At 61.1% G+C, this 22,427-nt stretch carries 21 protein-coding genes; 14 read left to right on the forward strand and 7 right to left on the reverse strand.

The features are described 5' to 3' along the window. Positions 1-35: 35 nt before the first annotated feature. The 3 genes from antC to antA all read right to left on the reverse strand — a co-directional run bounded on the left by antC (position 36) and on the right by antA (position 3,118). Positions 36-1,043, reverse strand: a complete 1,008-nt coding sequence (antC, locus tag AB4P94_RS11150) for an anthranilate 1,2-dioxygenase electron transfer component AntC (protein WP_395610560.1) — start codon at positions 1,041-1,043, stop codon at positions 36-38. 192 nt (positions 1,044-1,235) lie between these two features. Then, complete coding sequence (antB, locus tag AB4P94_RS11155; RefSeq protein ID WP_395610561.1) at positions 1,236-1,727, reverse strand: anthranilate 1,2-dioxygenase small subunit; 492 nt, start codon at positions 1,725-1,727, stop codon at positions 1,236-1,238. Then, positions 1,727-3,118 carry an anthranilate 1,2-dioxygenase large subunit gene (gene antA, locus AB4P94_RS11160; RefSeq protein WP_395610562.1) on the reverse strand — a complete coding sequence of 464 codons (1,392 nt, stop codon included), beginning with the start codon at positions 3,116-3,118 and terminating at the stop codon, positions 1,727-1,729. Before antA ends, antB begins: the two co-directional genes overlap by 1 nt. 293 nt (positions 3,119-3,411) lie before the next feature. Between antA and AB4P94_RS11165 the strand changes: the two genes are divergently transcribed. After that, positions 3,412-4,404 carry an AraC family transcriptional regulator gene (locus tag AB4P94_RS11165; RefSeq protein ID WP_395610563.1) on the forward strand — a complete coding sequence of 331 codons (993 nt, stop codon included), beginning with the start codon at positions 3,412-3,414 and terminating at the stop codon, positions 4,402-4,404. A gap of 133 nt (positions 4,405-4,537) precedes the next feature. Here AB4P94_RS11165 and AB4P94_RS11170 read toward each other — a convergent pair whose 3' ends face one another. Next, positions 4,538-5,413, reverse strand: a complete 876-nt coding sequence (locus AB4P94_RS11170) for a LysR family transcriptional regulator (protein WP_395610564.1) — start codon at positions 5,411-5,413, stop codon at positions 4,538-4,540. Positions 5,414-5,527: 114 nt separating this feature from the next. On the opposite strand from AB4P94_RS11170, the gene AB4P94_RS11175 reads away from it, so the two are divergent. Genes AB4P94_RS11175 through catA form a run of 3 tightly spaced genes read left to right on the forward strand, consistent with a single transcriptional unit; the run spans position 5,528 to position 7,929 of the window. Then, a complete protein-coding gene (locus tag AB4P94_RS11175; RefSeq protein ID WP_395610565.1) occupies positions 5,528-6,655 on the forward strand; it encodes a muconate cycloisomerase family protein in 1,128 nt (375 codons plus the stop codon). 12 nt (positions 6,656-6,667) lie between these two features. Beyond that, the gene (gene catC / locus AB4P94_RS11180; protein WP_395610566.1) at positions 6,668-6,958 is read left to right on the forward strand and encodes a muconolactone Delta-isomerase; all 291 of its coding nucleotides are present in this window, start codon (positions 6,668-6,670) and stop codon (positions 6,956-6,958) included. A gap of 41 nt (positions 6,959-6,999) precedes the next feature. Beyond that, complete coding sequence (gene catA / locus AB4P94_RS11185) at positions 7,000-7,929, forward strand: catechol 1,2-dioxygenase (protein WP_395610567.1); 930 nt, start codon at positions 7,000-7,002, stop codon at positions 7,927-7,929. Between the two features lie 140 nt (positions 7,930-8,069). On the opposite strand, the gene AB4P94_RS11190 is transcribed toward catA, so the two are convergent. Beyond that, positions 8,070-8,543: an Lrp/AsnC family transcriptional regulator gene (locus AB4P94_RS11190; RefSeq protein WP_016971030.1), complete on the reverse strand. Its 474-nt coding sequence runs from the start codon at positions 8,541-8,543 to the stop codon at positions 8,070-8,072. A 144-nt stretch (positions 8,544-8,687) separates the two neighbouring features. Between AB4P94_RS11190 and kynU the strand changes: the two genes are divergently transcribed. Both kynU and AB4P94_RS11200 read left to right on the forward strand, forming a co-directional pair. After that, positions 8,688-9,938, forward strand: coding sequence for a kynureninase (kynU, locus tag AB4P94_RS11195; protein ID WP_395610568.1), 1,251 nt, complete (start codon positions 8,688-8,690; stop codon positions 9,936-9,938). Between the two features lie 145 nt (positions 9,939-10,083). Further along, positions 10,084-11,490, forward strand: coding sequence for an amino acid permease (locus AB4P94_RS11200; protein ID WP_395610569.1), 1,407 nt, complete (start codon positions 10,084-10,086; stop codon positions 11,488-11,490). On the opposite strand, the gene AB4P94_RS11205 is transcribed toward AB4P94_RS11200, so the two are convergent. Next, positions 11,436-12,326 (reverse strand): LysR substrate-binding domain-containing protein, encoded by an 891-nt coding sequence (locus AB4P94_RS11205; protein WP_395610570.1) that lies wholly within the window; start codon positions 12,324-12,326, stop codon positions 11,436-11,438. The two genes, AB4P94_RS11200 and AB4P94_RS11205, sit on opposite strands and share 55 nt — an antisense overlap. Positions 12,327-12,515: 189 nt before the next feature. On the opposite strand from AB4P94_RS11205, the gene AB4P94_RS11210 reads away from it, so the two are divergent. The 4 genes from AB4P94_RS11210 (at position 12,516) to AB4P94_RS11225 (ending at position 16,858) form a co-directional block, all read left to right on the forward strand. Further along, positions 12,516-13,280 (forward strand): sulfite exporter TauE/SafE family protein, encoded by a 765-nt coding sequence (locus AB4P94_RS11210; RefSeq protein WP_395610571.1) that lies wholly within the window; start codon positions 12,516-12,518, stop codon positions 13,278-13,280. 44 nt (positions 13,281-13,324) lie between these two features. Continuing rightward, positions 13,325-14,221, forward strand: a complete 897-nt coding sequence (locus AB4P94_RS11215; protein WP_395610572.1) for a LysR substrate-binding domain-containing protein — start codon at positions 13,325-13,327, stop codon at positions 14,219-14,221. Positions 14,222-14,324: 103 nt separating this feature from the next. Continuing rightward, positions 14,325-15,218: an NAD-dependent epimerase/dehydratase family protein gene (locus tag AB4P94_RS11220; protein ID WP_395610573.1), complete on the forward strand. Its 894-nt coding sequence runs from the start codon at positions 14,325-14,327 to the stop codon at positions 15,216-15,218. 194 nt (positions 15,219-15,412) lie between these two features. Further along, complete coding sequence (locus AB4P94_RS11225) at positions 15,413-16,858, forward strand: SulP family inorganic anion transporter (RefSeq protein WP_395610574.1); 1,446 nt, start codon at positions 15,413-15,415, stop codon at positions 16,856-16,858. 110 nt (positions 16,859-16,968) lie between these two features. Here the strand turns inward: AB4P94_RS11225 and AB4P94_RS11230 are convergent, their stop codons facing one another. Beyond that, the gene (locus tag AB4P94_RS11230; protein ID WP_395610575.1) at positions 16,969-17,361 is read right to left on the reverse strand and encodes a lysozyme inhibitor LprI family protein; all 393 of its coding nucleotides are present in this window, start codon (positions 17,359-17,361) and stop codon (positions 16,969-16,971) included. Positions 17,362-17,609: 248 nt separating this feature from the next. Here AB4P94_RS11230 and AB4P94_RS11235 point away from each other — a divergent pair, with 248 nt between their 5' ends. The 4 genes from AB4P94_RS11235 (at position 17,610) to AB4P94_RS11250 (ending at position 21,831) form a co-directional block, all read left to right on the forward strand. Continuing rightward, the gene (locus tag AB4P94_RS11235) at positions 17,610-18,959 is read left to right on the forward strand and encodes a gluconate:H+ symporter (RefSeq protein WP_395610576.1); all 1,350 of its coding nucleotides are present in this window, start codon (positions 17,610-17,612) and stop codon (positions 18,957-18,959) included. A gap of 12 nt (positions 18,960-18,971) precedes the next feature. Continuing rightward, the gene (locus AB4P94_RS11240) at positions 18,972-19,832 is read left to right on the forward strand and encodes a MurR/RpiR family transcriptional regulator (protein ID WP_395610577.1); all 861 of its coding nucleotides are present in this window, start codon (positions 18,972-18,974) and stop codon (positions 19,830-19,832) included. A gap of 1 nt (position 19,833) precedes the next feature. Next, positions 19,834-21,300, forward strand: coding sequence for an amidohydrolase family protein (locus AB4P94_RS11245; protein ID WP_395610578.1), 1,467 nt, complete (start codon positions 19,834-19,836; stop codon positions 21,298-21,300). A gap of 162 nt (positions 21,301-21,462) precedes the next feature. Then, positions 21,463-21,831 carry a glyoxalase superfamily protein gene (locus AB4P94_RS11250; RefSeq protein WP_395610579.1) on the forward strand — a complete coding sequence of 123 codons (369 nt, stop codon included), beginning with the start codon at positions 21,463-21,465 and terminating at the stop codon, positions 21,829-21,831. Positions 21,832-22,427 lie beyond the last annotated feature (596 nt).

Below are 22,427 nucleotides of genomic sequence, written 5' to 3' on the forward strand. Positions count from 1 at the left end.
GCACGCCGCACCCGCCCCTCAAAACGTCTGAGGGGTCAGATATTACTCTGCGTGAACTTTTCGTAATACAGCTGAACGCCATCAAGTGCCTGATCTGCCAGCCATTGCCGGACGGATTCGACCATTGGAGGGGGGCCGCACAGGTACATATCTGCCGATCTGTCCCGCAATTCGGCCAGGTCGAAATGCTCGGTGAGGTAGCCGCGTTTGCCGGGCCACTCGGGGGAGGGTGCGCTGAGCACTTCGGTGTAGCGAAAATCAGGGATTTTCGCTGCATAGGCGGCAATGCGACTGGCCTCGCACAAATCCTCGGCGCCACGTACGCCGTAGTACAGGTGCACGGGTTGGTTGCAGCCGTTGGCGGCCAGCTCATCGAGCATGCCGAGCAAGGCTGACAGCCCGGTGCCACCGGCCACCAGCACCAGTGGTCGGGTGACGTGGCGCAGGTAAAACGCGCCCAGCGGCGCCTCTATCAAAAGCTCGTCGCCGACCTGGCAGCGCTCGCGCAGGTAATTGCTCATCACGCCATCGGGCAACAGGCGCACCAGGAACTGCAATTGTTGGCCGGGAAGATTGGCGAAGGAATACGAACGCCAGCTGTCGGTGTCGGGAACCGACAGGCGGGCATATTGGCCGGGCAGAAAGTCCAGGCTTTGTTCCAACTGCACCTGCAGGATCGCCGTGCTGGCCGACACCTGCTGGACCTCCCTGACCGTGCCGCGCACGTGTACTGGGCCTGGCGCGTTGCACAGGCTCGAATCAAAATCGAAGTAAAACGCGGCATCGGAGTTGACCCGCGTCTGGCAACTGAGCATTTTGCGTTGCTGCAGGTCGAGGCTGGAGAGGGCTTCTTCGTCTACATAATCCTGGGTGTAGTCGCCGGATTCGCAACGGCCCTGGCAGGTGCCGCATACGCCTTCACGGCAATCGAGCGGGAGCTTGATGCCATTGCGCAGCGCGGCATCCAGCAGGATTTCATTCGCGCCCACCGGGAAAAAAAGGGTCTTGCCGTCGGCGAAGCTGAAGGCCACTTTGTGATTCATTGATAGATCTCCACGTATTGATGACCTGCGGCAAGCGGGCTTTTTGTGACCAGCGGGCTTGCCCCGCGTTGGGCTGCGAAGCGGCCCCAATAAAGTCACCGCGTTCTTCCAGTCAAACCGCAGTGCCTGGGCCAGGGGCCGCTTCGCGCCCCAACGCGGGGCAAGCCCGCTCGCCACAGGTCTGCGCACCGGCTACAGGTGATAGAAATCCAGCACTGAGTTGATGGTGTCGTTGAGCAGCAACGCGTGCTTGCGGGTGATCAGCCAGCTGTCGCCGTGTGGCTTGAGGCTGTAAGTGGCGTGCCCGTAAAACTGCTCCGACGTGGCCAGCCGATAAAACAGCGTGTGCCAATTCAGCTTCACTTCCAGCGTTCCATCCGCCTGCTCGGCAACCCTTACGTTATTGATCAAGTGCAACGTGCGCGGCATCGGCGTGGCCGACGCGGCCTTGCCCGTGCGCAGGCGGAACACACGGTCTTCCAGGCCCGAGCGGTTGGCGTAATAGATCAGTGACATCTCGCGCTTGGGGTCACGGGTGTAGACATGTTCCGAGTCCCATTGCGGCAGGTGGAACTCACTCTGCGGGTCGAACAGCTGCACATACGCGTCCCAGTCCTGGGCGTCGCACAGCGCGGACTTGCGGTAGAAGAACTGCTCGATCCGGTACTGCAACTGGGCATTCATCATTCCACCTCCCGCAAGGCCAGGGCTTGTCGGTCGAGGCCTTTGAGCAGAAATTGCTGCCAATTACGGTGCTGGTTCACGTACAGCCCTTCGTGGGTAAATTCGGTGCCGGTCATCGCCGGTTGAATGCCGATGGCTTCGCTGTTCGGTGTCGGGCCGGTCTCCCAGCGATGGCTGCCGCGCGAGATATCGCTCCAGCGTTCCAGCCGGCCCTGGAATCCTCGCTGGGCTTCGCGAAATTCCACCAGGTCATCCGGCGTGCCCATGCCGGACACGTTGAAGAAGTCTTCGAATTGGCGAATACGGTTTTCGCGGTCGGCGCCCGACTCGTTCTTCACCCCCAGGCATTGGCTGATGATCTCGGTCTTGTTCCACGCCACCGGGCGGATGATGCGCAGTTGCGAGCTGATCTGGTCGAGAAAGAACAGGCTCGGGTAGATGTTCAGGTTGCGCAGGCGGTGCATCATCCATTCGGCCTTTTGCTGGCCGTGCTCTTCTACCAGGCGCGGCATGATGGTGGCGTAGCCGGAGCGCACCGTCGGGTTGGGCATGTCGCTGAACAACAGGCTGTGGCCATTGTTGAAGGCGAACCAGCCGTCATCGGTATTCGCGTCACCGGCGCCGAGTTTGCTGTAGTCCAGCGTAGTGCCGGAGCCTGTGCCGTTCTCGGTGTTGACCTGTTGGCGATGCTGGACCGTGGCCACGTAGTTGTAGTGCACGGTGCTGACGTGATAACCGTCCAGGCCGTTTTCGTTTTGCAGCTTCCAGTTGCCGTCGTAGGTGTAGGCGGATTTGCCCGGCAGTACTTCCAGTTCGCCGGTGGCGGACTGGGCGACCATCATGTCGAAAAACACGCTGGCGTCGCCGAGGAAGTCTTCCAGGCTGTCGGTGCCGTGCACGTCCAGGCTGATGAACACAAAGCCTTTGTAGCTTTCGATGCGTGCTTTTTTCAGGCCGCGCGTGGCTTTGTCGAAACCTTCCGGGTATTCCCCCGGCGCCTTGACCTTCACCAGCCGGCCATCGCTCTTGTAGCACCAGGCATGGAACGGGCAGGTGAAGGTGGACTGGTTGCCTTTGCCGACGCGGGCCAGCGTGGTGCCGCGATGCTGGCAGGCGTTGATCAGCGCATTGAGTTGGCCCTCGCCGTCGCGGGTGATGATCATCGGCTGGCGCCCGGCGCGCATCGTCACGAAGTCATGGTTATTCGCCAGCTCGCTTTCGTGGCAGGCGTAGATCCAATTCTTCTCGAAGATCAGCTCCATCTCCAGATCGAACAGTTCCGGCTCGGTGAACATGTCCCGCGCAATGCGAAACACTTCATCCACAGGCCGAAAATCCAGGCAGCCTTCGATAAACGTTTTCCACTGCTCGACGCTTTTTGCACCACTCATGGGAGGCACCTTTTTTGACAGGGGCTAATCGGTGGGCCATTAAAGGCAGCAGGGCAGGGCGCGGGCTATCCGCTTAGTGGGGGAACCCGGGCCACATAATTGGGCAGCAAATACCCACCCCGGTGCGGGGTGCGCTACTGTCAGGCAGGCAAAAACCGCCAGGTTATCCACATAGTCGGCGGTTGCTATCCACCCGGTTGCAATCCGGCCGGCGTGGCGTAGAACTTGCTGTTGAACAACAACGACGCGCCGCCAGAGCGCGCAAACCGCCTGACCGCCGTGGGTGCACCCTGATGAGTAGCCATACACGCGAAATCCATATTCAACGCTTCGACTTGGAAGGCGCCTGCAGCTGGATGTCCGGCATCTGCGGCCCGCACCGGCTGGCGACGTCCACGCCCGAGCGCCTGCGCTTTCACCACAGTGCCAACGTGTTCAAGTCCCGCGCCACCACCCTGGGCGTGATCGAATACGGCACCGACGTGACCATCGGCATTGAAGACGCCGAACACTTCAGCAGCTACAGCCTGAGCTTGCCGTTGGTGGGCGAACAGGAGTTGAGCAAGGGCGGTGAGCGGCTGAGTTCCAACCGTGACCAAGGCGTGATCCTCGCTCCCAATGAACATCAGGTGCTGGCGATTTCCGGCGACTGCCGCAAGTTGCAAGTGGTGATCACGCGGGCGGCGATGAGCGAGTCGCTGGAGGGGCTGCTGCAACGCCCCATCGAGGCACCGCTGCGTTTTGAACCGGTGATGGACGCAGTAGACGGTGCTTCGGCGTCGTGGTGGCGCATGGCGCGGTATTTCATTGCAGAGCTGGAGCACGGCAGCGAGCTGTACGAGCAGGCTGCGTTTACCCGCGACCTGGAAAGCTCGCTGATCAAGGGGTTGATCCTTGCCCAGCCGAATAACTATTCAGAAGAATTGCGCGACGTACTCGGCGTGAAACTGCCGCATTACTTAATCCGTGCGCGGCAGTTTATCCACGCCCATGCCCGCGAAGCGGTGCATCTGGAAGACCTGGAAGCCGCCGCCGGTGTGTCGCGGTTCAAGCTGTTTGATGCGTTTCGCAAGTATTTTGCGCTGTCGCCCATGGCTTACTTGAAGAAGTACCGGCTGGGGGCTGTGCGTCAGGAAATGCTGGAGCTCGGCACAACCCGCACCATTTCCGAAATTGCGCTGGGTTGGGGGTTTACTCACCTGGGCCGGTTTTCGGCGGAGTACCGAAAACTGTTTGATGAGACCCCGAGCCAGACACTGCAGCGCAAGCGCCTGCGCAGCCTTTGAAAATGATGAAGATCCAAATGTGGGAGCTGGCTTGCCTGCGATAGCGGTGGGCCAGCCAGCAAAGATGCCAGCTGATCCACCGCCATCGCAGGCAAGCCAGCTCCCACATTGGATAGAGGGTGGCTTTGAAATCTCAGATCAACTCTTCCACCAGTTGCAAACAATGACTGAGCCCCGGCGACTGGTCATTCACGCGTCGGCTCAGAATGATCGGCGAGGTCGCCGTGGCCTCCACAATCGGCGTGTAGCCAATATCCGCCCGGTGCAACACCTGCACCGACGCCGGCACCAACGTCACGCCCATCCCCGCGCCGACCAACCCGATGGCCGTCTGCAACTCGTTGGTCCACTGCGCCACCGTGAGGCTAAAACCGTGGGCGTCAAACAGCGCGATCACATGGTCGGCATAGCTGGGGCGCGGGTTGCCGGGGTAGAGCACAATCGGCTCGGCGGCCAGTTGGGCGAGGGTGGCGGGGGCGCCGAGCAACGGATGGCCGGCGGGCAGCACGGCGACCAATCGGTCTTCCACCAACACGCGTTGGACGATGGCCGGATCGTCGATGCGAATGCGCCCGAAGCCCACATCAATCCGCCCGGCCTTGAGCGCTTCGACCTGCTGCAAAGTGGTCATTTCCGACAAGCCCAGTTCCAATTCCAGCGCGTCATGAGTGCGCAGCCGTCGAATCAATTCCGGCAGCACGCCGTACAGGGTCGACGGCGCAAACCCGATGCCCAGCCAGGTCTTCTCGCCCTGGCCGATGCGCCGCGTGTTGTCGCAGACCTTGCCCAACTGTTCGAGCAGCACATTGCAGTGGTCATAGAAAAACCGTCCGGCTTCGGTCAGCCGCAGCGGCCGGCCGCGCTCCAGCAAAATCACGCCCAACTCGTCTTCCAATTGCTGGATCTGCCGGCTCAATGGCGGCTGGGCGATGTGCAGGCGTTCGGCTGCGCGGGTGAAGTTGAGGGTTTCACCCAGCACCTGGAAATAGCGCAGATGACGCAGTTCCATGACGGCTCCTTTCATACCTTGAGGGTATCGTGCGAGACCCATTCTATATTGGAAGCCTTTAAAAATACGGCACAGAATCGACGCAAACCTATAAAGAACCCAACGGGTATTGCCATGCCGATTTGCGCCATCGAGTCGATCGATACGATCATCGTCGACCTCCCCACCCTCCGCCCGCACAAGCTGGCGATGCACACCATGCAAAACCAGACGCTGGTGATCATCCGCCTGCGGTGCGCCGACGGCATTGAAGGCATCGGCGAAGCCACCACCATCGGCGGCCTGAGCTACGGCAATGAAAGCCCTGACAGCATCAAGGTCAACATCGACCGCCACTTCGCGCCGCTGTTGATCGGCCAGGACGCAAGCAACATCAACGCGGCGATGGTGCGCCTGGAGCGCAGCATTCGCGGCAACACTTTTGCCAAATCCGGTATTGAAAGCGCCTTGCTTGATGCGCTGGGCAAACGCTTGAGCCTGCCGGTCAGCGAACTGCTCGGCGGCCGAGTACGCGATGCCTTGCCGGTGGCCTGGACCCTCGCCAGCGGCAACACTGAACAAGATATTGCCGAGGCGCAAAAGATGCTCGACCTGCGCCGCCACCGCCTCTTCAAATTGAAGATCGGCGCCGGCGAAGTTGGCCGCGACCTGGCCCATGTGATTGCGATCAAAAAAGCCCTGGGCGAGCGCGCCAGTGTGCGCGTCGACGTCAACCAGGCCTGGGATGAAGCCGTGGCGCTGCGCGCGTGCAAGGTACTCGGTGACAACGGCATCGACCTGATCGAGCAGCCTATTTCGCGCAACAACCGTGGCGGCATGGCGCGGCTCAACCTGTCGAGCCCGACGCCGATCATGGCCGATGAATCCATCGAATGTGTGGAAGACGCCTTCAACCTGGCCCGCGAAGGTGCGGCCTCGGTGTTCGCGCTGAAGATCGCCAAGAACGGCGGCCCGCGTGCCGTGCTGCGTACGGCGGCGATTGCCGAAGCGGCGGGCATCGGGCTGTACGGCGGCACCATGCTTGAAGGCGGCATCGGCACGCTGGCCTCGGCCCATGCCTTCCTCACGTTGAACAAACTGGCGTGGGGCACCGAACTGTTCGGCCCGCTGCTGCTGACCGAAGACATCCTCACCGAGCCGCCGCTTTACCGCGATTTCGAGCTGCATGTTTCCACCGCACCGGGCCTGGGCCTGGCCATTGATGAAGAGCGCCTGGCGTTCTTTCGCCGTGACAAACACTAAGAGGCGCCTGCCATGTTGTTCCACGTAAGAATGACCGTGAACCTGCCGCTCGACATGAACCCCGAGCGTGCAGCGGGTTTGAAAGCCGAAGAAAAAGCCCTCGCACAACGCCTGCAACAGGAAGGCAAATGGCGCCACCTGTGGCGCATCGCCGGGCATTACGCCAACTACAGCGTGTTCGACGTAGGCAGCGTGCAGGAACTGCATGACCTGCTGATGCAACTGCCACTGTTCCCCTACATGGCCATCGAAGTGAATGCGCTGTGCCGCCACCCTTCGTCAATCCATGAGGACGACCGCTGAGCCTGTTTCCACTCTAATAACGACAAGATGAGGATTGCACCATGTCCATCCGGATTTCCCAGACTGCCCACGCGCAGCGTTTTCTCGAAGAAGCCAGCGGCAACCTCAACGACGGCGGCAACCCGCGCGCCAAAGCGTTGATTTACCGGATCCTGCGGGACACGGTGAACATCATCGAAGACCTGGAGGTGACCCCGGAGGAGTTCTGGAAGGCGGTCAACTACCTCAATGAGCTGGGCAAAAATCAGGAAGCCGGCTTGCTCGCCGCCGGGTTGGGGCTGGAGCATTATCTGGATTTGCTGATGGACGCCGCTGATGAGGAAGCTGGCAAGTCCGGCGGCACACCGCGCACCATCGAAGGCCCGTTGTATGTGGCCGGGGCGCCGTTGTCGAAATACGAAGCGCGGCTGGATGATGGCACTGACGCAGCGGTGCCGCTGTTCATGCGCGGGCAGGTGCGCGACACCGATGGCAAGCCGTTGGCGGGGGCGATTGTAGATGTGTGGCAGGCCAATACCGGCGGCACCTATTCGTGGTTCGACCCGGCGCAATCCGCGTTCAACTTGCGCCGTCGCATCGAAACCGACGCTCAGGGCAACTACCGCTTTCGCAGCATCGTACCGTCGGGCTACGGCTGCCCGCCGACGGGCCCGACCCAGCAATTGCTGGATCAACTGGGCCGCCACGGGCAGCGGCCGGCGCATATTCACTTCTTCATCTCGGCGCCGGGGCATCGGCACCTGACCACGCAGATCAACCTGTCGGATGACCCGTACCTGCACGATGATTTTGCCTACGCGACGCGGGATGAATTGATTGCTGAAATCCGCTTCAGTGACGATCCGCAATTGGCCCGGGAGTTTGGCGTGGAAGGGCGGCTCGCGCAGATTGATTTTGACTTTGAGTTGCAGCCTGGGGCTGCGCCTGTAGATCAAAAGCGCATGCAGCGAGTACGCGCCCTCGAAGGCTAAACGCAGTTAAAAAATGTGGGAGCGGGCTTGCTCGCGAATGCGGTGGATCAGTCAATACATGTGCTGCCTGATCCACCGCATTCGCGAGCAAGCCCGCTCCCACACAAGCCCGCTCCCACATGGGGTCTGTGGCGTTTCAGTTATTTGCGGATAACCAAATCCAACACCTCATCCCGATCCTTAATCTTCTGCAGCACAATCTCCGAGCGTATATCCACCACCCCCGCCGTGCGGTTGAGGTGGTTCACGATGAAGTCCGAAAAGTGCTTCAAGTTACGCGCCTGCACCCGCAGCACATAGTTGCTGGCGCCGGTGATCACGTAGGCACTCGCCACCTCGGGCCAGCCTTGCACCTTCTTGATAAATGTCTCGTGCCAGTCCTCCACGTCCTGGCGCAGCGACAGGTGCACGATGGCCTCCAGCTCGATCCCCAACTGCTCGGCATTCAACACCGCGCGGTAGCCACTGATGATTCCCTCGCTCTCCAGCAGGCGTAAACGACGCAGGCAGGCGGAGGGCGACAGCGCGACTTTTTCCGCCAGTTCCTGGTTGCTGATACGGCCATCCTGTTGCAGGAAATGCAGGAGGCGCAGGTCGGTGGCGTCGAGAATCATGGTTAGAATAAATCCGCGTGTTTGGAGGTTAAATTCGAATTTCCTACAGCTTAATTAGCCTGATGCCCGGCACTTTGCACGAAAATTCTTTAAATCTTCGTTCATTATTGGGGCCATCGTCACTCATAAAAAGCAGGATCGCTCATGACCACCCGCAGCCATTGCCAAGCCCTCGACGCCCAGGACCCGCTGGCGCCTTTGCGTCACCAGTTCGCGTTGCCCCAAGGCGTGATCTACCTCGACGGCAACTCCCTCGGCGCGCGCCCGCTTGCAGCGTTGGCGCGGGCGCAGCAGGTGATCAGCGATGAGTGGGGCAATGGCCTGATCCGCAGCTGGAACAGCGCCGGCTGGGCGGATTTGTCCCAACGCCTGGGCAATCGCCTGGCGCCGCTGATCGGTGCGCGCGACGGTGAAGTGGTGATCACCGACACCACCTCGATCAACCTGTTCAAGGTGCTCAGCGCCGCGTTGAGTGTGCAGCGCCAACGCCAGCCCAAGCGCAAGGTGATCGTCAGTGAGGCCAGCAACTTTCCCACCGACCTGTACATCGCCGAGGGCCTGGCCGAACTGCTGCAACAGGGGTATTCGTTGCGCCTGGTCAACAGCCCGGACGAGCTGCCGCAAGCGGTCGACACCGACGTGGCGGTGGTGATGCTTACCCACGTCAACTACAAGACCGGCTATATGTACGACATGCAGGCACTCACCGCCCTGAGCCATGAGTGCGGCGCCCTGAGTATCTGGGACCTGGCGCACTCGGCAGGCGCGGTGCCCATCGACCTGCACAAGGCCGGTGCCGACTATGCCATCGGCTGCACCTACAAATACCTCAACGGCGGGCCGGGCTCCCAGGCGTTTGTGTGGGTCAGCCCGGCGTTGGTGGACGTGGTGCGCCAGCCGTTGTCGGGCTGGTTTGGGCACACCCGCCAATTTGCCATGGAGCCTGCCTATGCGCCGAGCGCCGGCATCGCGCGTTACTTGTGCGGCACGCAGCCGATTACCTCGTTGGCCATGGTCGAATGCGGTTTGGAGGTTTTTGCCCAGACGGATATGGCCAGTTTGCGCACGAAATCCCTGGCGTTGACCGACCTGTTTATTGCGCTGGTCGAAGCGCGCTGCGCCGCCCACAAACTGGTATTGATCACACCGCGTGAACACGCCCGGCGGGGCAGCCACGTGAGCTTTGAACACCCTGAAGGGTATGCGGTGATCCAGGCGCTGATCGCCCGTGGCGTGATCGGCGATTACCGCGAACCGCGGATCATGCGGTTCGGGTTTACGCCGTTGTACACCAGCTTCACCGAGGTATTCGATGCGGTGGAAATCCTCGGTGAAATCCTCGACAACGGCACGTGGGACCAACCGCAATTCAAAGTCCGCAACAGCGTGACCTGACACGACGCCGATTAAAATGTGGGAGCTGGCTTGCCTGCGATGGCGGTGGTGAATTCACTGAAGTCATCGCAGGCAAGCCAGCTCCCACAGGGGTTCTGAGTGACTTTCAAAACAGTGCAATCACAATAATAAAGGGGCACACCACGTGACCACGCCAGACACCGGCTTTGCAGAGATTACCCACCGTGAACTGGGCCTGAGGCGCCAGCTCACCTCCGGCCAGATGAGCATGATCGCCATCGGTGGCGCCATCGGCACCGGGCTGTTCATGGGCAGTGCCTATGCCATCGGCTATGCCGGGCCCAGCGTGCTGCTGAGCTACGCCATCGGCGCGTTGATCACGTTGCTGTTGATGGGCTGCCTGGCAGAGATGACGGTAGCGCATTCCACCTCGGGCTCATTTGGGGCCTACGCCGAGTTCTACATCAGCCCGCTGGCCGGGTTTCTGGTGCGTTATGCCTACTGGGCGGCGATTGTGCTGGCGGTGGGCGCCGAGGTCACGGCGGTGGCGATGTACATGAAGTACTGGTTCGCCGGCGTGCCGGAGTGGGTATGGATCGTGTCGTTTTCCAGCGTGCTGATCCTGCTCAATGCGATCAGCGTGAAGACCTTCGGCAATTTCGAATACTGGTTTTCCACGATCAAGATCAGCGCCATCGTCGGCTTCATCATCCTTGCCGTTTACGTGGTGTTCGGCTCCGGCAACCCGGAGTACGGTGTGCAGAATTACACCGCCCACGACGGTTTTTTCCCCCATGGCCTGAGCGGCATGTGGATCGCAGTGATCGTGTCGATCTTCAGCTACTTGAGCGTGGAGATGATCGCGGTGGCCGCCGGTGAAGCGGCCGACCCTGAGCAGGCGGTGAAAAAGGCCTTTCGCGCGACCATCGTACGGTTGGTGGTGTTCTACCTGCTGACCCTGGCACTGATGCTCGCCATCGTGCCGTGGAACCAGGCCGGCCAGACCCAAAGCCCGTTTGTCACAGTGATGCAGACCATCGGCATTCCCGGCGCCACGGGGGTGATGAATTTCGTGATCCTGATCGCGGCGCTGTCGGCGATGAACAGCCAGCTCTACATCACCACGCGCATGATGTTCAGCCTGTCGCGCGCGGGGTTTGCGCCAAAATCCATGGGCGCACTGAGTAAGAGCGGCATCCCGTTGAACGCACTGTTGCTGTCCAGCTCGGGGATTGCCTTGGCGACGCTGCTCAACGTGGTGTACCCGCAAAGCTCATTCACCTTGATGATGGCGATCTCGATGTTCGGCGCAATCTTCACCTGGTTCATGATCTTCCTGACGCATTTCTTCTTCCGCCGCTACCGCAAGCGCCATGGCGGGCCGAAGCTGTCGTTCCAACTGCGCCTGTTTCCCTACAGCACCTTAATGGGGCTGGTGCTGATGGGCGCGGTGATGATTACCACCTATTTCACCGAGGCGTTCAGGATGACGCTGGTATTCGGCGTACCGTTCCTGCTGATTTTGTCGGCGGTGTATTACGCGTTCTTCCGCAAGGGCAGGGCCAAGGCGTCGAACAAGGCTTTGGCGTAACCCGGCAGTTGTTCGAATGAGCGCGCGCACAGCAGCAGCTTTCGGCAAGCCCAGTCTTCGTGTAACGGTTGGGCTTTGAAACGCTGTTTCTGTGGCCAGCGGTCCAGTGCCGCCTGGGGCACAATCCCCAGGCCTGCGCCGCCAGAAACCATGCGAATCAACCCGTCAAACCCCTCGGCGCGGATGCGTGTTTGCAGGCGGAAACCGGCGTGCAAGGCCTGTTCTTCGAGGTAAACCGTCAGGGCGCTGTTGGCGGTCAGGCCGACGAAGTCGTATTGCAGGCTGTCAATAAAGCTCCCACCGGTGAACGGATGATCCAGCGGCGCAATCAGCACCAACGGGTCGTCGCGAAACGGCTGGGTTTGCAAACCGTGGATGTCGACGGCGTCGGAGATAATCCCCAGGTCGGCCGTGCCTTGGCGCAAGGCTGGGGTGATGCGCAGGCTGGGCAGCTCTTGCAGGTCGATATTGAGGTTGGGGTGTTCGCGCAGAAAGCCGGCGAGCAATTCCGGCAGGTATTCGCTGAGCGCCGTGGTGTTGCACAGCAGGCGCACCTGGCCTTTGGCGCCGCTGGCGTATTCGGCGAGGTCCTGTTGCAGGTGCTCGGCTTGTTGCAGCAACAGGCGCGCGTGCCGGGCCAAGGCCTTGCCGGCGGGAGTTGGCGTGACACCTCGGCGGTTGCGTTCAAGGAACTCAATGCCCAGCGAGGCTTCCATCGCCCGGATGCGCGCACTGGCGGCGGCCAGGGATAAGTGGCTGCGGGCCGCGCCGGCGGTGATGTTGCCTGTGTCGAGGATGTGCAGGTAGAGGCGCAGGTCGATCAGGTCAAAGTGCATGGCTTTGTTTCTCGGGTGATATCACTGGCCTTATCGCGGGCAGGCCCGCTCCCACATTTGGATGTGTGAATACATTCAAGTGTGGGAGCTGGCTTGCCTGCGATGGCGATTTCAGCCTCACACAAAACAAGAGGCTGCCTCAGTATATGGCGAATTTCAAACCTCATCTAAATCCCCCACAATCCCCCCATGAATACCTTCCTCGCGTTCTATCAAGACATCGGTCCCGCCCTGACTCTGTTGGTCCTCGGCACCTTCCTGCTCGCCGGTACCGTCAAAGGTGTCATCGGCCTGGGCTTACCGACTGTCGCCATGGGCATGCTCGGCCTGGCTATGCTGCCGGCGCAGGCTGCGGCCTTGCTGATCATCCCGTCCACCGTGACCAACCTCTGGCAACTGGCATTCGGCGGGCACTTGAGTGCGTTGATCAAACGCCTGTGGCCGATGCTGCTGCTGATCTTCCTTGGCACCGGGCTCGGCACGCTGTGGCTGGGCATGGACGGCGGGCATTGGGTGGTGCGCGCCTTGGGCGGGGCGTTGTTGGTGTATGCGTTGAGCGGTTTGTTCTTGCCCACGCTCAAGGTCAAGCCTGCCACCGAACGTTGGCTGGGCCCGTTGTGTGGCGTGATCACCGGCGTGATCACCTCGGCCACTGGTGTATTCGTGATTCCGGCGGTGCCGTATCTGCAAGCCTTGGGTTTGAACCGCGATCAGTTGGTGCAGGCGCTGGGGCTGTCGTTCACGGTTTCTACCCTGGCGCTGGCCGCTGGTCTGGCCTGGCGCGGCACGCTGGGCGGTGGCGAACTCAATGCGTCCGTGCTGGCGCTGGTTCCCGCGTTGCTGGGTATGTGGCTGGGCCAGGCACTGCGCCAACGCATCAGCGCGGTGCTGTTCAAACGGGTGTTTTTTGTTGGCATGGCGCTACTGGGTGGGCATTTGCTGGTGGGCGGTTAAACCGCTCGGTGTAAGCTGCGCTGACCCGATAAAGAGGACAGCCTGTGAAAGCCCGATCCGATGAGTTACAGATCTTCGTCAGCGTGATTGAGTGCGGCTCGATTTCCGCCGCCGCAGAGCAGGCCGGGCAGACGCCGTCGGCGGTCAGCCGCACCTTGTCGCGCCTGGAAGCCAAGCTCGATACCACGCTGATCAACCGCACCACGCGGCGCATGGACCTGACCGAGGAGGGCAAGTATTTCTTCGAGCAGGCCAAGGTGATCCTGGCGCAGATGGACGACCTCGAAGAGCGCCTGTCGTCGCGTCAGAAAAAGCCGGCCGGGCGCCTGCGCATCAACGCTGCCGTACCGTTCATGCTGCACGGGATCGTGCCGTACATCGCCGAGTTTCGCAGCCTCTACCCGCAGATCCAGTTGGAGCTGAACAGCGATGACCTGATCATCGACCTGCTGGAGCAAAGTACCGACATTGCAATTCGCATCGGCACCCTGGCCGACTCGACCCTGCATGCACGCGCCCTCGGCAGCACGCCGCTGCATATCCTTGCCAGCCCCGAATACCTCAAGCAAAACGGTACACCGACGACGGTGGCCGAGCTGGCGGCGCACACGTTGCTCGGCTTTACCCACACTGAAACCCTCAACCACTGGCCGCTGCGTCATGTGGAGGGCGACCGCTGGCTGATCCAGCCAGGCATTGCCGCCTCCAGTGGTGAAACCGTGCGGCATCTGGCGCTGGAAGGGCAGGGCATTTGCTGCTTGTCGAACTTCATGACCATCGCCGACATCGAGGCCGGGCGGCTGGTACCGATTCTGGAGGATTTCAACAGCGGCTACCGCCAGCCGATCCACGCGGTGTTCTACCGCAACTCGCAATTGGCCCTGCGCATCCAGTGTTTCCTGGACTTCATTCAAGCCAAGCTTGTGCGCTATGCCTGCTGATTCGTGATCCTCGCGCAAGAGTGATTTGGGCGGTGGGGGCTTATTCGGCGCAGTACGGGGCTGGATACTGGGCCCATCACTTACCCACGCAGGAGAGTCCTCCATGAACGTATTCGTTACCGGCGCCGCTGGCTTTATCGGCGGCTCCATCGCCACCGGCCTGGTCAAGGCTGGCCACCGCGTCACTGGCCTGGTGCGCAGCGCCGAGCAGGCGGCTGAAATGACCGCGCTGGGCATTACCCCGATTATCGGCACCCTGGATGACGCTGCCGTGTTGACCGAGCAGGCACACAAGGCTGACGCAGTGATCAACGCGGCCAGCAGCGACCATCGCGCCGCCGTGGAAACCTTGCTGGCTGCCTTGAAAGGCTCCAACAAACCTTTCCTGCACACCAGCGGTTCAAGCATTGTCGGTGATGCGTCGGGCGGTAAATCCAGCGACGTTATCTACTTCGAAGACAACCTGCCCGAGCCGACCGTGGACAAGGCCGCCCGCGTGGCCATCGATAACCTGATCCTCGCGGCCGCCAACGACGGCGTGAATTCGGCGGTGATCTGCAACACCCTGATCTACGGCCACAGCCTGGGTGTGAAGCGTGACAGCGTGCAATTGCCTCGCTTGCTCAAACAGGCGCGCAAGAGCGGGGTGGTGCGCCATGTGGGCAGCGGGCAGAACATCTGGTCCAACGTGCACATTGAAGACGTGGTGGCGCTCTACCTGCTGGCGCTTGAGAAGAATGTACCGGGTACTTTCTACTTCGTGGAAAGCAGTGAAGCGGCGTTTATCGACATGACCACCGCCATTGCCGAGGCGCTGAAGCTGGGCAAGCCGCAGGACTGGCCGCTGGCCGAGGCTGAAGCCGAGTGGGGCTATGAAATGGCCAACTATGGCCTGGGCTCCAACAGCCGGGTGCGGGGTAAGCATGCCCGTGAATTGCTGGGCTGGGCGCCGAAGCGGGCTTCGGTGGTGGAGTGGATTCGCAACGAGATGGTGTGATGTTCGCTTAAGACCGAGGCGTTGCCTTCGCGAGCAAGCCCGCTCCCACATTTGACCGAGTTCTAGCTTTGGAATGCAGTCAGTGTGGGAGCGGGCTTGCTCGCGAAGGAGGCGGCGCGGTCTGTGAGGCTAGCCCCATCTTCTGCAATTCCGTACCATCCCCCGCCTTATTCCCCGCATTACCCTGGTACCCCATGAACCTCACCCGTCTGCGCGCCGATGCCCTGGCCGGCCTCACTACGTCTTTTGCGTTGCTCCCCGAATGCATCGCCTTTGCGCTGGTGGCCCACCTCAACCCGCTGATGGGCCTGTATGGCGCGTTCATCATTTGCACGCTCACCGCGCTGTTCGGCGGGCGGCCAGGTATGGTGTCCGGCGCGGCCGGCTCGATGGCGGTGGTGATCGTCGCGTTGGTGGTGCAACACGGCGTCGAGTACCTGCTGGCGACGGTGTTGTTGGGCGGGCTGATCATGATTGCCTTCGGCGTGCTGCGCCTGGGCAAGCTGGTGCGCATGGTGCCGCACCCGGTGATGCTCGGCTTCGTCAACGGCTTGGCGATCATCATTGCCTTGGCCCAACTGGAGCATTTCAAAAGCGGTGACTTCTGGCTCTCGGGCACGCCGCTGTATGTGATGACCGGGCTGGTTGTGCTGACCATGGCCATCGTTTACCTGCTGCCGCGCCTGACCCGTGCCGTGCCGCCTGCGCTGGTGGCAATCCTCGGCGTTGGCCTGGCGGTGTACCTGCTCGGGCTGCCCACGCGCACCCTTGGCGACATGGCGCACATTGCCGGCGGCCTGCCGGCCTTCGCGTTGCCGCAAATCCCCTGGAGCCTGGACACCCTCGGCATCATCGCGCCCTACGCGTTCCTGATGGCGATGGTCGGCCTGCTGGAAACCCTGTTGACCCTCAACCTGACCGACGAAATCACTGAAACCCGTGGCTACCCCGACCGCGAAAGCGTGGCGCTGGGCGCGGCGAATATGGTCTCGGGCCTGTTCGGCGGCATGGGGGGCTGCGCGATGATCGGGCAAACCGTGATCAACCTCAGCTCCGGCGGGCGTGGGCGTTTCTCCGGCGTGTTGGCCGGGGTGATGATCTTGTTGTTCATTCTGTTCCTGTCGCCGCTGATCGAGCGGATTCCGCTGGCAGCGCTGGTGGGGGTGATGTTCGTGGTGTCCCAGCAGACCTTCGCTTGGGCCTCGTTGCGGGTGATCAACAAGGTGCCGCTCAATGACGTGTTGGTGATTCTGGCGGTGACGGTGATCACGGTGTTCACCGACCTGGCCACGGCGGTGTTGTGCGGGATTGTGATTGCGGCGCTGAATTTCGCCTGGCAGCAGGCGCGTGAACTCTACGCGGATGAGTATCTGGAAGCCGACGGCAGCAAGCTGTATCGCCTGCACGGCACCTTGTTCTTTGCCTCGACCACGCCGTTTTTGAATCAATTCGACCCTGCCAACGACCCGGCTCAGGTGACGCTTGATTGCCGCCACCTGAGCTTTGTCGACTATTCAGCGATTGCTGCGCTGATGACCTTGCGCGAACGCTATACCAAGGCCGGCAAGCATTTGCGGGTGCTGCATTTGTCGGAACGCTGCAAGCAGTTGCTCAAGCGGGCGAAGGTTCATCACGACTAACTGAGCTTTTGTGGCGAGGGAGCTTGCTCCCGCTGGACTGCGCAGCAGTCCCATTTTGGGGCCGCTACGCAGCCCAGCGGGAGCAAGCTCCCTCGCCACAGAGGGTTGCTTTATGGCCCGACGAGATCTTCGAGTTCCTGGGCGCGGGTCTGGGTCATGTCCAGCAGGCAGCCGGACCCGTTGACCTGATCGATGGTGCCGCCGGTGGCTGAACCCGCGAAGCCGCAGTTGGCGTCACGGTATTTGATCCACAGGCGCTGTACGTCTTGCAGCTTCTGCTTGCGGTCGCCTTCCTGAGCGGCGAGGGCGGTTTTGTAGGCCTTGTTCAGGCGGTCGTCCTGCACCTTGGCTTCCTTGGCGTTGCAATTGACCATGTCGGCCGTGGTGTTGGCGCCGTCCATGCACTTTTTCAGCGCCGGGTTATCGGTGGCCGAGGCAGTGCCGCAGAGGGCCAGCAGCAGGGCACCGGCGGCGAAAGGGACAAGCAGGGTCTGGCGATTCATTGTTGGTTTTCCTGGTTGTGAATAGGGGCCGCCATGTGAGACTCGGCCCTGGCAGTTGAGTTTCCGCGCGCAAAAAACTTCATGTAAGAACGCCCCCCGAATTTTCATCCGTGGTTGCCGGGCATATCCGCAAGCGACAGTGCTTGTCTGTGGGCGAAAATTACTTTCATTAAAATTGAAAATACTCCCAGGTAATGATTTATGAGTTTCACAACCAACTCGACGTGACCCTTTCCGAGGAGTACCGCATGGCCGCATCACCGGGCTTCGGGCTATTGGCATACGCTGCCATCGCCATCATTGCATTGATCGTGCTGATTGCACGTTACCGGCTCAACCCCTTTATCGTCATTACCCTGGTGTCCATCGGCCTGGCGCTGATGGCCGGGATGCCGGCAGATACCATCATGGGGTCCTATGAGGCGGGTGTCGGTAAAACCCTGGGGCACATCGCCCTGGTCGTGGCGCTGGGCACCATGCTGGGCAAGATGATGGCCGAATCCGGTGGCGCCGAGCAGGTGGCGCGCACGCTGATCAACCGGTTTGGCGAGCGCAATGCGCATTGGGCGATGGTCTGTATCGCATTTCTGGTGGGGTTGCCGCTGTTTTTCGAGGTCGGTTTTGTGTTGCTGGTGCCGATCGCCTTTACCGTGGCGCGGCGTGTAGGCGTGTCGATCCTGATGGTCGGCTTGCCGATGGTCGCCGGCTTGTCGGTGGTGCATGCGCTGGTGCCGCCGCACCCGGCGGCGATGATGGCGGTGCTGGCGTATAACGCATCGGTCGGCCAGACCGTGCTGTATGCGATTCTGATCGGCATTCCCACGGCCATCATCGCCGGCCCCCTGTACGCCAAATTCATCGTGCCGCGCATTCACCTGCCGGCGGAAAACCCGCTGGAACGCCAGTTCATCGACCGCGAGCCACGCACCCGTTTACCGAGTTTTGCCATGACCATGGGCACCATTCTGTTGCCGGTGGTGCTGATGATGATCGGCGGTTGGGCCAATGTGATTTCCACACCGGGCACCGGCTTTAATCAGTTTTTGCTGTTTATCGGCAACTCGGTGATCGCCTTGCTGGTGGCGACCCTGGTGAGTTTTTATACCCTGGGCCTGGCGCAGGGGTTCAACCGCGAGTCGATCCTCAAATTCACCAACGAATGCCTGGCGCCGACCGCCAGTATCACGTTGCTGGTGGGCGCGGGTGGCGGGTTGAACCGCATTCTGGTGGACGCGGGCGTCACCCATGAAATTCTCGGTCTGGCCCACGCTTTCCACCTGTCGCCGCTGGTGATGGGCTGGCTGTTCGCCGCGTTGATGCGCATCGCCACGGGTTCGGCGACGGTGGCCATGACCACCGCCTCCGGCGTGGTGGCGCCGGTCGCCATGGGCCTGGGTTATCCACACCCTGAATTGCTGGTGCTGGCCACCGGCGCGGGCTCGGTGATCTTTTCCCACGTGAATGACGGCGGCTTCTGGCTGATCAAGGAATACTTCAATATGACGGTGATCCAGACCTTCAAGACCTGGACCGTGTTGGAGACGTTGATCTCTGTTGTCGCGTTCGGTCTGACCTATGGTCTGTCCTGCATTTTGTAACCCGGAGCCCCCATGGACATCCTCTACCAGATCCGCGCCCGCCAGGCTTCCTTCAGTGCCGGCGAAGGGCGCATCGCCAAGCTGATGCTGGATGACGTGGGCTTTGCCGCGTCAGCCAGCCTGGAGGCGTTGTCGCAACGGGCCGAGGTCAGCACCGCCACGTTGTCGCGGTTCGCACGCAGCGTGGGGTGCCGGGATTTGCGTGATTTGCGCCTGCAACTGGCGCAGGCCAGCGGCGTGGGCAGCCGTTTCCTGGACCCGGCAGGGTTGCCCGAACAGTCAGCGTTTCATCGGCAGATTCTCGGCGATATTGAAGCGACGTTGCGTCAGCACTTGTCGGGGTTCAATCAAACACGTTTTGCCGATGCAGTCAGCCTGCTGGGCAAGGCGCGGATGATCCATGCGTTCGGCATGGGCGGCCCGTCGAGCCTGTGCAGCGATGAGTTGCAGGTGCGTCTGGTGCGCCTGGGTTACCCAATCGCCGCCAGCCATGACCCGGTGATGATGCGCGTCACGGCGGCGACCCTCGGCCCGGAGCATGCGTTGATCGTGTGCTCGCTCACCGGCCTCACGCCTGAATTACTCGACGTGGTGACGCTGGCCCGCAACTACGACGCGCGCATCATCGCCATCACCCTGGCCGATTCCCCGTTGGCCGAGTTGGCGGACGTCCTACTGCCGCTGCAACCGGCCGAAACCAGTTTTATCTACAAGCCCACCGCGGCGCGCTACGGAATGCTGCTGGCCATCGACCTGCTCGCCACCGAGCTGGCGCTGGCCCTGCCGGACGACAACCAGGAACGCCTGCGCCGGATCAAGCTGGCCCTGGACGATTATCGCGGCGGCCCCGACAGCCTGCCGCTTGGAGACTGATATGAAGTACGACACGCTGATTCGCCAGGCGCTGATCATTGATGGCAGCAACACCCCGGGGTATGTGGCGGATGTGGGGCTTCTGGCCGGGCGCATTGAGACCATCGGTGACTTGGCGACGGCGACGGCCGAGTATGAAGTCGACGCCAACGGCCGCGTGCTGGCGCCGGGTTTTATCGACGTGCACACCCACGACGACACGGTGGTGATCCGCCACCCGCAGATGCTGCCCAAGCTCAGCCAGGGCGTGACCACGGTCATCGTCGGTAACTGCGGCATCAGCGCTTCCCCGGTGAGCTTGCGCAGCGATCCGCCAGACCCGATGAACCTGCTCGGCAAGCGTGAGGCATTCACTTATCCACGGTTTGCCGACTATCGCAGCGCCGTCGAAGCCGCTCATCCGGCCGTCAACGTCGCGGCCTTGATCGGCCATACGGCGCTGCGCAGCAACCATATGGACGATCTGCATCGCACCGCCACGCCAGATGAAATTGCCGCCATGCGCGTGCAATTGCAGGAGAGCCTCGCGGACGGCGCCCTCGGTTTATCCACAGGCCTGGCCTACGCCAGCGCGTTCAATGCCGAGACCGACGAAGTGCTGCAACTCAGTGAGGAACTGACGGCCTTCGGCGCGGTGTACACCACCCATTTGCGCAGCGAATTCGAGCCCGTGCTGGAGGCGATGGACGAGGCGTTTCTGATTGGCCGGCATGCCAAAGCGCCGGTGATCATTTCCCACCTCAAGTGCGCGGGGGCGGGGAACTGGGGGCGCAGTCCGCAGCTGTTGGCGTCGTTGGAATTGGCTGCGAAAACCCATCCGGCGGGGTGTGATTGTTACCCTTACGCGGCGAGTTCTTCGACGCTGGATTTGAAGCAGGTGACCGACGCGTTTCGCATCACCATTACCTGGTCCACGCCACACCCGCAAGTGGGTGGGCGTGACTTGCAGGATATTGCTGCCGAGTGGGACGTTTCGCTGCTGGACGCAGCGCGTCGCCTGCAACCGGCGGGGGCGGTGTATTACGGGATGGATGAGGCAGATGTGCGGCGCATTCTTGCGCATCCGTTGTCGATGGTGGGCTCGGACGGGTTGCCGGAAGACCCGTTTCCACACCCGCGTTTGTGGGGCGCTTTCCCGCGGGTGCTGGGGCATTTCAGCCGGGATGTGGGGTTGTTCCCGCTGCATACGGCGGTGCACAAAATGACGGGCTTGTCCGCCGCCCGTTTTGGCCTGGCCGAGCGCGGCGAAATTCGTGAAGGGCACTGGGCGGACCTGGTGTTGTTCGATCCGCTGCTTGTGCGCGATGTGGCTGACTTCAAAGAGCCGCAACGCGCGGCAGAAGGCATCGACGGGGTGTGGGTCAACGGTGTGTTGAGTTACCGCGACGGGCAGGCGAATGGTCAACGCCCTGGCCGGTTCCTGGCGCGCAGTGGGGATTTGCGGCGTGGATTCGTGGCTGGACGGTAGACCGGGTTATCGTTCATCGCAGGCAAGCCAGCTCCCACAGTTGACTGCATTCCAACGTTGGAACTCGATCAACTGTGGGAGCTGGCTTGCCTGCGATTGCGATCTGTCATTCAGCAGGGGAAACCCTCTATAGTTATGGTTTTCAGGCAAGGAGGCGGCTACATGAACTTGGGTAAAGTTACCCCCATTCTGCGGATTTTCGACGAAGCCAAAGCGCTGGAATTCTACGTCGACTTCCTGGGGTTCAAGGTGGATTGGCAGCATCGCTTCGAGGCGAATTTTCCGTTGTACCTGCAGGTGTCGCTGGGTGAGTGCGTGCTGCATTTATCCGAGCACCATGGCGATGCGTCGCCGGGTTCGGCGGTGCGGATTCAGGCGCAGGGCGTGGACGCCTATCAGCAACAATTGCTGGGCAAGGATTACCGTTACGCCAAGCCCGGGGTTGAAGAAACGCCCTGGGGCTCGCGGGAGATGAGTATCAGCGATCCGTTTGGGAATCGGCTGGTGTTTGTTGAGGAAAGCGAGGGCTGAAGGGTAAATCGCGGGCAATAAAAAACCGCCTCAGTAGGGCGGTTTTTTATTGCAAACCCAGTTAGTGGCTGGGGTTGCTCTCTCAAAGGACGCAATCGACCCGCAGGCCGATACTACCTCTGGTCATTCCATCACGCAAGGCACGGCGATGTCCGGTAAGAATCGCGTTCTGACATTTTTCTCTCGTCTGGCTTTACTGTAAAAGCTTGCAATAAATCTATCTGCGATACTGGATATTTGACCACTGCTTGACACACCTTTGACGAGGATGTTCGTTAGGATCATCCCCGTTCTGCGTTTGTCGCTTTTGGGGTGAGCCGGGTATGCGCGCGAATTCTGGACCGATCGCCACGGGCTAGTAATCCGTGCCGGATTGATGCGGGAGGACCATTAGCCCGGCCGCCTCAAAGGACGCAATCGACTCGCGTCCGAAGGCCCACGTGTTCCGGTAAGTGCGCTGGAGGTAAGGCCCAACTCACGGAGGGCCGAGTATGTCCAAGTTTGCACGACATATGTGGAACCTCGTAGTGAATGCCTCGCGTGCTTATCACGTGTGGATATTCCTGCGGGACAGCTTCGATGACCTGTAAGGTCTG

It is taken from the genome of Pseudomonas sp. B22129 (assembly GCF_044218875.1).
Lineage (GTDB): Bacteria > Pseudomonadota > Gammaproteobacteria > Pseudomonadales > Pseudomonadaceae > Aquipseudomonas.